General features: G+C 68.1%; 9 protein-coding genes and 1 pseudogene. 5 read left to right on the forward strand and 5 right to left on the reverse strand.

Annotated elements, in window-relative coordinates; translation table 11 throughout:
• Positions 1–3: 3 nt before the first annotated feature.
• Together NWFMUON74_RS33685 and NWFMUON74_RS33690 are read left to right on the forward strand one after the other, a co-directional pair.
• Positions 4–1,260: a pyridoxal phosphate-dependent aminotransferase gene (locus NWFMUON74_RS33685; protein WP_187685722.1), complete on the forward strand. Its 1,257-nt coding sequence runs from the start codon at positions 4–6 to the stop codon at positions 1,258–1,260.
• 348 nt (positions 1,261–1,608) lie between these two features.
• Positions 1,609–2,877 (forward strand): annotated as a pseudogene (locus tag NWFMUON74_RS33690) (YibE/F family protein); the annotation flags it as partial.
• Between the two features lie 929 nt (positions 2,878–3,806).
• Here NWFMUON74_RS33690 and NWFMUON74_RS33695 read toward each other — a convergent pair.
• Positions 3,807–5,186, reverse strand: coding sequence for a DUF7159 family protein (locus NWFMUON74_RS33695; protein ID WP_187685723.1), 1,380 nt, complete (start codon positions 5,184–5,186; stop codon positions 3,807–3,809).
• 190 nt (positions 5,187–5,376) lie between these two features.
• Positions 5,377–6,699 carry a UDP-glucose dehydrogenase family protein gene (locus NWFMUON74_RS33700; protein WP_187685724.1) on the reverse strand — a complete coding sequence of 441 codons (1,323 nt, stop codon included), beginning with the start codon at positions 6,697–6,699 and terminating at the stop codon, positions 5,377–5,379.
• A gap of 127 nt (positions 6,700–6,826) precedes the next feature.
• On the opposite strand from NWFMUON74_RS33700, the gene NWFMUON74_RS33705 reads away from it, so the two are divergent.
• Both NWFMUON74_RS33705 and NWFMUON74_RS33710 read left to right on the forward strand, forming a co-directional pair.
• A complete protein-coding gene (locus tag NWFMUON74_RS33705) occupies positions 6,827–7,351 on the forward strand; it encodes a YdcF family protein (protein WP_187685725.1) in 525 nt (174 codons plus the stop codon).
• A gap of 129 nt (positions 7,352–7,480) precedes the next feature.
• Positions 7,481–9,124 carry a purine-cytosine permease family protein gene (locus NWFMUON74_RS33710; protein ID WP_187685726.1) on the forward strand — a complete coding sequence of 548 codons (1,644 nt, stop codon included), beginning with the start codon at positions 7,481–7,483 and terminating at the stop codon, positions 9,122–9,124.
• A gap of 21 nt (positions 9,125–9,145) precedes the next feature.
• Here NWFMUON74_RS33710 and dcd read toward each other — a convergent pair whose 3' ends face one another.
• The 3 genes from dcd to NWFMUON74_RS33725 form a co-directional block, all read right to left on the reverse strand.
• The gene (dcd, locus tag NWFMUON74_RS33715; RefSeq protein ID WP_187685727.1) at positions 9,146–9,724 is read right to left on the reverse strand and encodes a dCTP deaminase; all 579 of its coding nucleotides are present in this window, start codon (positions 9,722–9,724) and stop codon (positions 9,146–9,148) included.
• Positions 9,725–9,767: 43 nt separating this feature from the next.
• Complete coding sequence (locus NWFMUON74_RS33720; protein WP_187685728.1) at positions 9,768–10,850, reverse strand: glycoside hydrolase family 183 protein; 1,083 nt, start codon at positions 10,848–10,850, stop codon at positions 9,768–9,770.
• Positions 10,851–11,045: 195 nt separating this feature from the next.
• Positions 11,046–12,872, reverse strand: coding sequence for an acyl-CoA dehydrogenase (locus NWFMUON74_RS33725; RefSeq protein ID WP_187685729.1), 1,827 nt, complete (start codon positions 12,870–12,872; stop codon positions 11,046–11,048).
• 243 nt (positions 12,873–13,115) lie between these two features.
• Here NWFMUON74_RS33725 and NWFMUON74_RS33730 point away from each other — a divergent pair, with 243 nt between their 5' ends.
• The gene (locus tag NWFMUON74_RS33730; protein WP_187685730.1) at positions 13,116–13,718 is read left to right on the forward strand and encodes an alpha/beta hydrolase family protein; all 603 of its coding nucleotides are present in this window, start codon (positions 13,116–13,118) and stop codon (positions 13,716–13,718) included.
• Positions 13,719–13,734: the final 16 nt, after the last annotated feature.

Here is a 13,734-nt window from a genome sequence, read left to right on the forward strand (position 1 = left end):
ACCATGGGACGGGTGAGCCCTACCAGCCAGTCACCTCTGCCCCCGCGGACCCTGGAGCAGTCCACCAAGCTCCAGAACGTCGTCTACGAGATCCGCGGGCCGGTACACGCGCACGCGGCGCGGCTGGAGGCCGAGGGGCACCGGATCCTGAAGCTGAACATCGGCAATCCGGCGCCGTTCGGGTTCGAGGCGCCCGACGTGATCATGCGCGACATGATCGCCGCGCTGCCCTACGCGCAGGGCTATTCGGAGTCCAAGGGGATCCTCTCGGCGCGACGGGCCATCGTGACGCGTTACGAGCTCGTGCCCGGTTTCCCGGAATTCGACGTCGACGACGTCTACCTGGGCAACGGCGTCTCCGAGCTGATCACCATCACCATGCAGGCCCTGCTGGACAACGGTGACGAGGTGCTGCTCCCCGCCCCCGACTATCCGCTGTGGACGGCGATGACCAGCCTGGCCGGCGGCACCCCGGTGCATTATCTGTGCGACGAGTCCAACGGCTGGCAGCCCGATATCGCCGATATCGAATCGAAGATCACCGACAGGACCAAGGCGCTGCTGGTGATCAACCCCAACAATCCGACGGGTGCGGTGTACTCGTCGGAGGTGCTGCAGCAACTGGTCGACCTGGCCCGCAAGCATCGGCTGCTGCTGCTGGCCGACGAGATCTACGACAAGATCCTCTACGACGACGCCAAGCACATCTCGCTGGCTTCGCTGGCGCCCGACCTGCTGTGCCTGACCTTCAACGGCCTGTCCAAGGCGTACCGGGTGGCCGGATATCGGTCCGGCTGGCTGGTGATCACCGGCCCGAAAGAACATGCCGCCGGCTTCCTCGAGGGTATAGATCTGCTGGCCTCGTCCCGGTTGTGCCCGAATGTGCCTGCGCAGCATGCGATTCAGGTGGCACTCGGCGGGCATCAGAGCATCGAGGATCTGATCCTGCCGGGCGGCCGGCTGCTCGAACAGCGCGATGTGGCGTGGGAGAAGCTGAACATGATCCCCGGGGTGTCGTGCGTGAAGCCGAAGGGCGCGCTGTACGCGTTCCCCCGGCTGGATCCCGAGGTGTACCAGATCCACGACGACTCCAAGCTGATCCTGGACCTGCTGCTGCAGGAGAAGATCCTGATGGTGCAGGGCACCGGCTTCAACTGGCCGCAGCACGATCATCTGCGGATCGTGACGCTGCCGTGGGCGCGGGATCTGGCGGTCGCGATCGAGCGGTTCGGCAACTTCCTCGCGAGCTATCGGCAGTGATTCCGGGACAGACCTCGCCGGGCGCCGAAACAGACTGTGAGTACGAATAAGTGCGGCTTTTGAAGACTTAGCTAGCGCAAAGAATGGCCGTTTGTGTACAGTGGGACTCGGCACGGAAGTGCCCCCGGCCGAGCCGCCTACCCCCCTGGGCCGCTCGGCCCTGGATTCGACCGCCTACCCCCCTGGGCCGTCGAATCTCTCGGGCGGCGGAGACATCCCCCTGCTCTCCGCCGCCCCTCCCACCTCGTCCCGTTCTGTGAGCAGCGCGCACCCGCCCTCGCGATGTCGACAATCGAAACCAATTAGGCTCGCAGCGGTCAGGCAGACGACGGACAGGTAAGGGACTCGGTGAGCGACCACCACCACCATCACCACGATCACTCCGGACCGATCGCCATCGGCGACACGGCGGCCAAGGTCGTGGTCGGGCTACTGACCGGCATCGGTGTGCTGGTGCTGATCGGCCTGTTCTGGCTGTGGCCGAGTCACCAGCATGTCGACATTCCGCTGCCGATGCAGAACGGCGGCGGGGGAGCGGTGCACACCGAGGCGGGCACCGTGACCATGCAGGAACTCGGTCCCTGCGGCAGTCTGTCCAACGGTCGTGTGTTCGACGACACCCCGAACCCGCCGCGTGCCAACGGGTACAACTGCCAGCGCAGTCTGATCGCCATCGGTTCCGGACCGGACGAGGGCAAACACACGCTGTTCGAAATCGCGCCCGGGCCGGGACAGCCCGATCTGCGGGTGGGCGACGACATCCGGATCGTCCGCCAGGCCGATCCGGGCGGGACGACCATCTACTCCTTCGACGACTACGCGCGCGGACTGCCGCTGACGATCATCGCGCTGGCGTTCGCCGCGGTCATCGTGATCGTGGCGCGCTGGCGCGGGCTGCGGGCCGTGCTCGGGCTGGGTTTCGCGTTCGGGGTGCTGGTGATGTTCCTGCTGCCCGCCCTGCTGGACGGGAAACCGGCCGTGCCGGTGGCGCTGGTGGCCGGGTCGCTGATTCTGTACGCCGTGCTGTATCTGGCGCACGGGGTGAATCTGCGGACCAGCTCGGCGTTGCTCGGGACGCTCAGCGCGATGGTGCTGGCCGCGGTGCTGTCCTGGGTGGCGCTGAAGATCACCCATCTGACCGGACTGTCGGAGGAGCAGAACGCCAACGTCGCGACGTATCTGCAGCATGTGAGCATCACCGGGCTGCTGCTCGCCGGATTCATCATCGGCTCGCTCGGTGTGCTCAACGACGTCACCATCACCCAGGCGTCGGCCGCGTTCGAACTCGCCGCGCTCGACGAGAAGGCTTCGCGCCGAGAGATTTTCACCGCCGCCATGCGCGTGGGCCGCGACCACATCGCCAGCACCGTGTACACGCTGGTGCTGGCCTACGCCGGTGGGGCGCTGCCGCTGCTGCTGCTGTTCTCGGTGGCCGGGCGCTCGTTCCGGGACGTGCTCACCGGCGACGCGGTGGGGATCGAGATCACCCGATCCGCCGTCGGCGGCATCTGCCTGGCCCTGTCGGTGCCGCTAACCACGGCGATCGCGGTGATGCTGGCCCGGCCGCTCGGGTACGCGCCCGCCTCCGCCTCGCCGCGCCGGTCCCGCCGTGTTCGTGGCGCCGAGTCGCGAAGCGGAGCGCCCGCGCGCGGCCCGGAATCGAAAGTCGATGCGGCACAGCGTGGTTCGGCCGCCGAGCGATCACGCGCCGCAGCCGGGGCCGCCGCGGTGACCCGTCGGTCGCGCCGCGAAACCACCGCGCCGCCCGAGGCATTCGATGGTTTCGAGGACGACGCCACACCGCCCGAAGGCTTTTCGGCCTATCCCGCGCCGGAACACCCTCGCGAGGGCCAGGACGGCCGCTCGAGTTATCCCCATCGCTCCACAGGCGGCGCGGTGGACAACCCCCGCCACTACCCGTACACCGAATCCGACTATGCGCCTTCGGATTCCGACCATGCGGAACCCGGCTACGCACCCCCCGAACCCAGCAACGCGGAACCCGGCTACGCACCCCCCGAACCCGGCTATGCGGAACCCGGCTACGCACCGTCCGATCCTGGCTATGCGGAACCTGGCTATGCGGCTTCGAATCCGGGCTACGCGGAGCCCGAGTACACGCCTTCGGATACGGGCTACGCGGAGCCCGGTTACACACCTTCCGCGCCCGGCTTCCCGGAGCCCGGTTACACACCTTCCCAACCGGGTTATGCGCCTTCAGATCCCGCGTATGCCGAGCCTGGTCACACACCTTCCGGGCCGGGCTATGCCGAGCCCGGGTATGCGGAGCGCGGCTACCCGACACCGTCCGAACCTGGTTACGCGGGGCCCGGCTACACGCCTTCCGAGCCCGAGCCGGGCTATGCCGCCGAGCCCGGGTATGCGCCGCGGCATGGTGAGCAGAGGCCGTCCGACCATGACTGGTTCACCCCGCCTGCCGAAGACGACCGTCCGGGCGCGCCCCGGCGGCTCGGGAACGATCCGGACGACTACGGTCGCCGGTGGCCGCGCGACGGCAGCCCGGACGGTTACTGAAGCGTTCCGGCTCAGCGCCGCTGGGGTGGCGCGCCGGGGGGCGGGAACTGCGGGAGCAGGGGCGGGATGGTGGGCACGACGATCGGCGGCAGGCCGGGGACGACGATCGTGTTCGGCCCGGGCGGGGGCGCTTCGGCCTCCGTGGTGGGCGCCGCCCGCTGCGGGGGCGGCGGCGCGGCGACCGAGGCGTTGGTGGTGTCGGTCGGCGCGGGTGTGTTCGAGGGCTCGCGCGCCGCGGAGTCGGGCGCGCTGGTAGGAGCCGAACTCGGCGCCGAGTTGCTGTGCGAATCGCCTTGCAGCACTTGCGGACCCCAGCCGAGGCCCAGCCCCACGGCGGCGACCACCACCAGCGCGCCCACCGCGATACCCGCGACGCTCAGCTCGCGCCGCCGCCCGAACGCCAGGTCCCGCATCGGGCCGTGCGCCGGATCGCGGTCCGCACCGCGCCACCGCCGCCGCGCGGGCGCGTGCTCCGCCAGCCACACCGGGGTCAGCTGCTCGGTCTCGGGGTCGATGATCGCGGACTGGGCGATGGGATGCGACGGCCGCGCCAGCAGCGCCGCACCACGCGCCACCACCGTCTCCGGCTGCGGCGGCACCCGCACCGGCATCCCCAGCCAGCGCTCCAATACCCGTGGCACCAGCGGAATCCGGGCACAGCCGCCGATCGCGACGACCGCCTGCACCGCCTGCTCGGACCGCATGATCACATCGCGGGTCATCCGCGCCGACGACTCGACGGCCAGCATGATCAGCGCCTCGAAGTTCTCCTGCGACAGCAGCACCAGACCGTGCTCGGACGGTAACGCGACGGCCGTCGTCACCGACAGCTGCTCCTTCGCCCGGCGGCACAGCGTGTCCAACTCGGCCAGGCCGTCGGGGTCCGGCGGGTGGGCGATCCGGCCGGAGGCGATCTGCTGTTCGCGAATCAGCGAATCCAGGTACTCGCCGCTGATGTCGCTGGTGCGTTCGCTGTAGTGGACCTGGCGCTCGGCGATGTCGACGACGCTCACCGACAGTCCGGAGCTGCCGAGGTCGTAGAGGGCGATGGTGCGCAGGCCCGACAGCGCGCCGGCGGCCTGCAGAAACTCCACGGCCGCCACCACTTCCGGCACCAGTTCGTAGTTGGTGAGCTGGAGCCGGGCCAGCGCGCCGCGAACGGAGCGCGCGTGCTGTTCGGAACGGTAGGCCACCGCGGTGGCGGACTCCGGCCCGGTGGCGAGCGCGCCGGCGACCGCTTCGGCGGCGACATCCTCCACGCGCCGCTCGCCCACCAGCGCGGTGTGCAGGTCGAACCGGTCCGGGTCGAGATGGTCGGCGGTGTTCCCGGCGTGCGGGCGTGCGACGCGAACGGCGTCGGTCCCCACCGAGACTCCCAGTACCGAACTCATCTGCTGCCCATCTCGTTCCACTCCACGATGTGCGTGAAGCCGCCGCCTCTGATCTTCGAAACACGGATGGCCGGCGCTGATTCGGACTCAGTATATTGCGGCGTTCACGGGCCCCGACGCGTTACGCGAACCGCCTCCTCCGATCCGTCGTGCACGCCGCGGGGTGTCGTCACTTTACCTGTTCGACACACTACGATGTGCCGAGCCCCGCGTACACCCATCCGGCGTCGCGCCAGGTGGCGCGTTCGAGACAGTTGCGGCCGTCGATGATGGACCGGGCCCGCACCACGCCATCCAGATCCTGCGGCCGCAACGCCGTGAACTCCGCCCATTCGGTGAGCACCAGCACCACGTCGGCGCGGTCGCACGCCTCGGTGACGGAGGTGGCGTAGTTCAGCGTGGGGAACACCTTGCGCGAGTTCTCCAGCGCCTTCGGGTCGTACACCGTGACCACGGCGCCGTGCAGCTGGATCATGCCCGCGACATTGAGCGCGGGTGAATCGCGCACATCGTCGGATTCGGGTTTGAAGGCCGCGCCGAGCACCGCCACGTTGGCGCCGAGCAGCGAACCGCCGCACGCCTTGGCGGCCATGTCGACCACCTTGGTGCGGCGGCGCATGTTGATGTTGTCGACCTCGCGCAGGAACGCCAGCGCGTGGTCGGCGCCCAGCTCACCGGCGCGGGCCATGAACGCTCGAATGTCCTTGGGCAGGCAGCCGCCACCGAAGCCGAGGCCCGCGTTGAGGAACCGGCGGCCGATGCGGGCGTCGTAGCCGAGGGCATCGGCCAGCACGGTCACGTCGGCGCCGGTGGCCTCGCACACCTCGGAGACGGCGTTGATGAACGAGATCTTCGTCGCCAGGAAGGCATTCGCGGAGACCTTCACCAGTTCGGCGGTGGCCAGGTCGGTCAGCAGGAACGGGACCTGCGCGGTGATCAGCTCGGCATAGATCTCGCGCACGAGATCGGCCACCCAGGCGGAGTTCTCGCGCTCGCGATCGACACCCAGCACCAGGCGATCCGGCCGCACGGTGTCCTGCACGGCGAAACCCTCGCGCAAGAACTCCGGATTCCACGCCACCTCGACGTCCACGCTCGCCGCGGCCCGCGCCCGCCGGCCGAGTTCGACCGCGGTACCGACCGGCACCGTGGATTTCCCGATGATCACCGCCGGGCGCTGCAGCATCGGCGCCAGCGAATCCACCACGGCGTGCACGTATTTGAGGTCGGCGGCGTATTCGCCCTTCTTCTGCGGCGTGCCCACGCCCAGGAAGTGCGCGTCGGCGTGCGCGGCCGCCTCCTCGTAGGAGGTGGTGAACCGCAGCCGCCCGGCGTCCAGGTTGCGCCGCAGCACATCCTCGAGTCCGGGCTCGTAGAACGGCACCACCCCGTCGGACAGTTTCGCGACCTTGCCGGGGTCGATGTCCACCCCCACCACTTCGTGTCCGAGCTCTGCCATGCACGCGGCATGGGTGGCTCCCAAGTACCCTGTCCCGAAAACCGTGAGACGCATGATCGATTGGTAAGCGTCCGCGATGGCCGCATCGCGTCATCGAGGCGAGTCTGCGCACAACAACTGGTGTACATGCGGAAACCGCCAGGTCACCGGGGTCGCCCCGGTGGGTGGATAGCATCGGCTGGTGCGCAGGTGGTGGGGTGTCGGGGCCACGGCGGCGGCCGCCGCCGTGGTGGCGGCGCTGTGGCCGGTCTATGTGCGCCCGCAGGTGGACCGGCCCGCGCGGGCCGACGCGATCATGGTGCTGGGCGGCGCCCACGACGGTCGCGAGGAGCTCGGACTGCGGCTGGCGCGGGACGGGTACGCACCGGTGGTGGTGTTCTCCGACCCCTACGAGCACAGCCCGCGCATGAACCGGATCTGCCACGGCGGATACAGCTTTCGGGTGGAGTGTTTCGACCCGGAGCCGCGGACCACGCGCGGCGAGGGGCGGGAGCTGGCCGCACGGGCGCGGGCAGGCGGCTGGCAACGGGTGATCGTGGTGACGTTCACGCCGCACGTGTCCCGCGCGCGCTATGTCCTCGGAAAGTGCTGGGGCGGAGAGATTCTCGTGGTCGACGCCCGGCCGCACGTGTCGATCGGGCGGTGGGTGTACAACTATCTCTACCAGTCGGCGGGCTACGTCAAAGCCTTCGCCGAGGATTGCTAGCGAGTCGCGCCGTTCTCATCCCACGATGTGACGTAACGGACCCGTAACTGCGCGGCAAAGCCGACTCTACATTCACCCAGGACCCTCACATTTCGAGCCTGCTCTTTCGGGCTGGATTGAGGAGTATCTGTGGTCGAGGTAGACAACCGCCGGGCGAATTCGGTCGCGGCGACGAAGGAAACGCTGGAGGATTACACGCTGCGGTTCGCGCCGCGCAGCTATCGCAAATGGAGTCCGGCGGTGGTCGGCGTCTCGGCACTCGGCGGCATCGCCTATCTGGCCGACTTCTCCATCGGCGCCAACGTGGGCATCGCCAACGGCACCGGCAACGCGCTGCTGGGTATCGGCATCTTCGCCGTCGTCATCATGCTCACCGGGTTTCCGCTGTCCTATTACGCCGCGCGCTACAACATCGACCTGGATCTGATCACCCGCGGCAGCGGTTTCGGTTACTACGGGTCGGTCGTCACCAATCTGGTGTTCGCGTCGTTCACCTTCATCTTCTTCGCCACCGAGGGCTCGATCATGGCGCAGGGGCTCGAATTGGGGCTGCACATTCCGCTGTGGCTCGGCTATCTGGTCTCCACGCTGATCATTTTCCCGCTGGTCATCTACGGCATGAACACGCTGGCGAAGTTGCAGGTGTGGACGACGCCGCTGTGGTTGCTGCTGATGGTGCTGCCGTTCCTGTTCCTGGTGGTGCGGCACCCCGATTCGGTCGGCACGTTCTTCGCCTACGGCGGCAAGGACGGCAGCGGGGTGAGCCTCACCGGCGCGCTGCTGGCCGCGGGCGTATGCCTGTCGCTGATCGCCCAGATCGCCGAGCAGATCGACTACCTGCGATTCATGCCGCCGAAAACGCCGGAGAACTCCCGTAAATGGTGGAGCTGGATGCTGCTGGCCGGACCCGGCTGGGTGATCTTCGGCGCGATCAAGCAGGTGGTCGGCCTGTTCCTGGCGGTGTACCTGATCGCGAGCCTGCCCGGCGCGCAGGACATCGCGAATCAGCCGGTGCACCAGTTCCTGGAGATCTATCGCGATATGGTGCCGTCCTGGCTGGCGATGACGCTCGCGGTGGTGCTGGTGGTCATCAGTCAGATCAAAATCAATGTCACCAACGCGTATTCGGGCTCGCTGGCGTGGACCAATTCCTTCACCCGGGTCACCAAGACCTATCCGGGACGGCTGGTGTTCCTGGGCCTGAACCTGGTGATCGCACTGGTTCTGATGGAAGCCAACATGTTCGAGTTCCTCAACGACATCCTCGGCTTCTACGCCAACTGCGGCATCGCCTGGATCGTCACCGTGGCAACGGATATCGCGGTCAACAAGTATCTGCTGAAGATCTCGCCGAAGCAGCCGGAATTCCGCCGCGGCATGCTGTACGACTTCAACCCGGTCGGCCTGGTCGGCTTCGGACTGTCGGCGGTGCTGTCGATCGCGACCTTCTTCGGCGTCTTCGGCGCGACGCTGAAGCCGTACTCACCGATCGTCGCGGTGGTGATCGCGTTCGTGGCCACGCCGCTGACCGCCCTCGCCACCAAGGGCAGGTACTACCTGCGCCGCACCGACGACGGCATCGCCCTGCCGATGTTCGACGAGCACGGCAATCCCTCCGGGGAGACCCTGCCCTGCGCGGTCACGGGTCTGGAATTCGAGCGTCCGGACATGATCGCCTCGGCGGTCCCGGGCCCCGAGGGCGAGATCCAGTACATCAGCTCCCTGGCGCTGTCCACGGACAAGTCCGGCAACCACGTGCTGCCGCAGGACTAGCGACTCACCCAGCCGGGCGGATCAGGAACCGTTGGGCTGCACGAAGTTCAGGTAGGCGCGGGAGGGTGTGGGCCCGCGCTGACCCTGATACTTCGATCCCGCGGCCGTACTGCCGTACGGATGCTCGGCCGGGCTGCTCAGGCGGAACAGGCACAGCTGGCCGATCTTCATGCCCGGCCACAGCGTGATCGGCAGGTTCGCCACATTCGACAGCTCCAGGGTGATGTGGCCGCTGAAACCCGGGTCGATGAAACCGGCGGTGGAGTGCGTGAGCAGGCCCAGGCGCCCCAGGCTGGACTTGCCCTCGAGACGCCCGGCCAGGTCGTCGGGCAGCGTGCACACCTCCAGCGTGGAGCCGAGCACGAACTCGCCGGGGTGTAGCACGAACGGTTCCCCGTCGACGGGCTCGACGAGGCTGGTCAGCTCGTCCTGCCGCTGCGCCGGGTCGATGTGGGTGTACCGAGTGTTGTTGAATACCCGGAACATTCGGTCCAGGCGCACATCGATGCTCGACGGCTGGACCAGTTTCGCCTCGAACGGTTCCAGCGCGAGCCGGCCCGCGGTCAGCTCGGCACGAATGTCGCGATCGGAAAGCAGCACGCCGAAGAGCCTAATGACAGCGCTCGCGGACCCCGACACCCGCCTACAGCGGCGTCCGCATCAGCATCACGTTGTACTGCCGATGCTGCGTGACCAGGAAGTACAGGTCGCTGCCGGTCTGGTACGGGTAGATCATCGGGGCGTAGGCACTGGGCAGCTCGCGGGTGTCGATGAGCACGCGCGGCTCGCTCCACGGGCCCTCCGGCGCGGGCGCGGTCCGCATCACCACCGAGTTGGTCGGGTCGGTGGTCATCATGATGTACTGCCCCAGATACTGGTTCCACATCACCGAAAGTTCGCCCACGCCGCCGACGATCGGCTTGGCGGCGTTGACGTCGTTGAGTTTCCAGGCGCCGCCGTCCCAGTATTCGTAAGCGTCGATGTTGGCGATGTCGGCTTCCTTCACCCGGGCGACGAATCCCGGATTGTCGCGCCCGGCGGGCGTGCCGTACCGGTACACGAAGCCGTCGGACTTCAGGAACGCCGCCTGCTGGAAATTGTGGAAGCCGCCCTCGTCGGCGCGGCGGGTGGTGGGCAGCTGCGCCCAGGTCTGGCCGCCGTCACCGGAGACGGCCAGGGTGGAGAAGTTGGTGTCCCAGTGCCCGTTCGGCCCCCAGTCGCGCACCGACATCATGCTCATGTACTGCACCCCGCCCACCGAGATGCCCGCGGTCGGGATGAAGCTGATCTCGATGCCGGGGATCTTCGGGCTGGGCAGCGGATTGTCGACGAAGCTGGTGTAGCGGATGCCGTCGGCGGGACTGACCCCGGCGGGACTGCGGAACAAGACGTTCGAGCGCCACGCCCACATGCTGCCCGCCAGCAGATTCGGCACGCCCAGCCCGGCGGTGTCGCCGTAGGCGGTGAGCATCTGCCCGCGCCCGTCGTCCCACATGATGCCGAGGTCGGTGCCGAGCACGTTGCTGTCCTGGGTGCGGTTCGGAGAGGCCATGCCCGTCATCTGGTAGACGGCCTGGGTGGCGCCGCCGAGGTGCGGCAGGCCGTTGACGCCGTTCAGTCCGGGAATCGGGTTGATGTTGTTCGGGTCCGCGCCCGCCGGCGAGGCCGACAGGGCCAGCAGCGCGACCGCCGCGCACGCTCCGGCAAGTGCTGGCAGTCTCCTCATGCTCCGCTCCCCTTCCGATTGTGACGCCGTGGGTATTGTGCCCGTTCCGGCCCGCCGATGTGTGGTATGCGAGCGGCCCGATTATCACATCGCCGTCACGGATAGGGGTCGTTACGGCAACGCAGCCCCGCCACCGGTGGTGAATCCGGTTGCGGGGCTTCGTTGTCGAACAGGGAGTTCAGCGCATCGGGGCGATCAGAACGCCGCCTCGTCCAGCTCCATGATGTCGTTGTCCAGGTTGGACAGCACCGCGCGAGTCGCGGTGAGTTCCGGCAGCACGTTGCGGGCGAAGAACTGCGCGGTGGCTACCTTGCCCTCGTAGAAGGGCTCGGTGGCGCCGTTGTCGAGGGCCTTGATGGCGACCTCGGCCTGCTGCAGCAGCTGCCAGCCGATGAGCAGATCGCCCACGGCGAGCAGGAACCGCACCGAACCCAGGCCGACCTTGTACAGCTCGTCCGGGTTCTCCTGGGCGGCCATCAGGTGGCCGGTCAGGGTGGCGGCCATGCCCTGCACATCCTCCAGGGCGGTGGCCAGCAGCTTGCGCTCGGCCTTGAGCCGGCCGTTGCCGCCCTCACGCTCGATGAACTTCTGGACCTGTCCGGCCACGTGCGCCAGCGCCACACCGCGGTCGCGGGCGATCTTGCGGAAGAAGAAGTCCTGCGCCTGGATGGCGGTGGTGCCCTCGTAGAGGCTGTCGATCTTGGCGTCGCGGATGTACTGCTCGATCGGGTAGTCCTGCAGGAAGCCCGAACCGCCCAGCGTCTGCAGCGACTCGGTCAGGTACTGGTAGGCCCGCTCGGAGCCGACGCCCTTGACGATCGGCAGCAGCAGGTCGTTCACGCGGGCGGCCAGGTCGGCGTCCGCGCCCGAAACCTGTTCGGCCACAACGGCATCCTGATGCGCGGCGGTGTACAGGTACACCGCGCGCAGACCCTCGGCGTACGCCTTCTGCATCGCCAGGCTGCGGCGCACGTCGGGGTGGTGGGTGATGGTGACGCGCGGCGCGGTCTTGTCGGTCATCTTGGTCAGGTCCGCGCCCTGCACGCGCTGCTTGGCGTACTCCAGCGCGTTCAGGTAACCGGTCGACAGGGTCGCGATGGCCTTGGTGCCCACCATCATTCGCGCGTGCTCGATGACCTCGAACATCTGCGCGATGCCGTTGTGCACCTCGCCGACGAGCCAGCCCTTGGCCGGGATGCCGTGGCCGCCGAAGGTGACCTCACAGGTGGCCGAGACCTTCAGGCCCATCTTGTGCTCGACGCCGGTGACGAACACGCCGTTGCGTTCGCCCAGTTCGCCGGTCTCGTGGTCGAAGTGGAACTTCGGCACGAAGAACAGCGACAGGCCCTTGGTGCCCGGGCCGGCGCCCTCGGGGCGGGCCAGCACCAGGTGCATGATGTTCGGGAACAGGTCGTCGGAGTCGGCGGAGGTGATGAACCGCTTGACGCCCTCGATGTGCCAGGAGCCGTCCTCCTGCTGCACGGCCTTGGTGCGGCCCGCGCCCACATCGGAACCGGCGTCGGGCTCGGTCAGCACCATGGTGGCGCCCCAGCCCTGCTCGACGGCGATCTGCGCCCACTTCTTCTGCTCGTCGGTGGCGCTGTTGAAGAAGATGTTGGCGAAGCCGGGGCCCGCGGCGTACATGAACGCGGCGGGGTTGGCGCCCAGCACCAGCTCGGCGATCGCCCAATAGGCGCTGCGGGGGAACTTGATGCCGCCCAGCTCCTCGGCGACGGCGTAGGAATCCCAGCCGCCCTCCTGCAAGGTGCGGTAGCTCTTCTTGAACGACTCCGGCAGCGACACGCTGTGCGTCTCCGGGTCGAAGACCGGGGGGTTGCGGTCGGCGTCGGCGAACGACTCGGCCAGCGGGCCCTCGGCGAGACGACGAACCTCGTTGATCATCTCCTTGACGGTGTCGGCGTCCAGGTCGCCGAATGCGCCGCTGTCCAGGATGGAACCCAATCCCAGGACCTCGAAGAGGTTGAACTCCAGGTCCCGGACATTGCTCTTGTAGTGACCCATTTTCTCTCCGTTGAGGTTGGTGCGGTCCGGTTGTGCCGTTCCCGCCCGTTGTGTCCACCGGTAGCCGTCAGCCTGCTACTCGCGGGTAACTTACACTGTATATTACCGACGGGTAATCCGGGTTTCAACGGGTTGAGCGGCCGATGTGACGCGATGAACAGTTGACAGGCCGGTACGACGCGCGGGACGAGGTGCCCGGTGACGCTCCCGGGAGTCCGCCGACCAGCGGGTTACCGTGTGGGCGTGCGCATCGACACGAGTGCCGGACCCGCGGAAATCGAGTTGGACCGCCCGCCACGCGCCACGTTCCTGCTGCTGTTGACCCACGGGTCCGGCGGCGGGGTCGACGCGCGTGATCTGCTGGCCGTGCGCGATTGCGCGGTCGGCCTCGGCGGCGCGGTGGCGCGGGTGGTGCAGCCCTACCGGGTCGCGGGACGGCGCGCACCCGGCTCCGCGGCCGTCCAGGACGCGGCCTGGCTCGAGATCGTCGCCGCGCTCCGCAAGAAGGTGCGCAGGGTGCCCCTGATTCAGGGCGGCCGCAGCAACGGCGCCCGGGTAGCCTGCCGCACCGCGGTCGAAGCCGACGCGAAAGGCGTTGTGGCCCTGTCCTTCCCGCTGCACCCTCCGGGTAAGCCGGAGAAGACCCGCCGCGAGGAACTCCTGGCCGCCCGCCCGATCGAGGTGGTCGTGATCAACGGCGACCGCGACCCCTTCGGCGTCCCCGCCCCCGCCGACGCCGCTGACGTGAAAGTCGTCCCCGGCCAACCACATTCGTTCCGCTCCGGCTTCGACCTGATCACGGCGACCGTCGAGCCCTGGCTGCTGCGGTGGAGCGAGAAGGGTTGAACCCCGGCCGATCGTG

Source organism: Nocardia wallacei (assembly GCF_014466955.1).
Classification (GTDB): Bacteria; Actinomycetota; Actinomycetes; order Mycobacteriales; family Mycobacteriaceae; genus Nocardia; species Nocardia wallacei.

What these genes read in the sequence shown, in the direction of transcription:
- NWFMUON74_RS33700 (WP_187685724.1), bottom strand. Translation starts at nt 6,699, where the DNA reads ATGCGTCTCACGGTTTTCGGGACAGGGTACTTGGGAGCCACCCATGCC.
- NWFMUON74_RS33725 (WP_187685729.1), bottom strand. Translation starts at nt 12,872, where the DNA reads ATGGGTCACTACAAGAGCAATGTCCGGGACCTGGAGTTCAACCTCTTC.
- NWFMUON74_RS33685 (WP_187685722.1), top strand. Translation starts at nt 4, where the DNA reads ATGGGACGGGTGAGCCCTACCAGCCAGTCACCTCTGCCCCCGCGGACC.
- NWFMUON74_RS33720 (WP_187685728.1), bottom strand. Translation starts at nt 10,850, where the DNA reads ATGAGGAGACTGCCAGCACTTGCCGGAGCGTGCGCGGCGGTCGCGCTG.
- NWFMUON74_RS33695 (WP_187685723.1), bottom strand. Translation starts at nt 5,186, where the DNA reads ATGAGTTCGGTACTGGGAGTCTCGGTGGGGACCGACGCCGTTCGCGTC.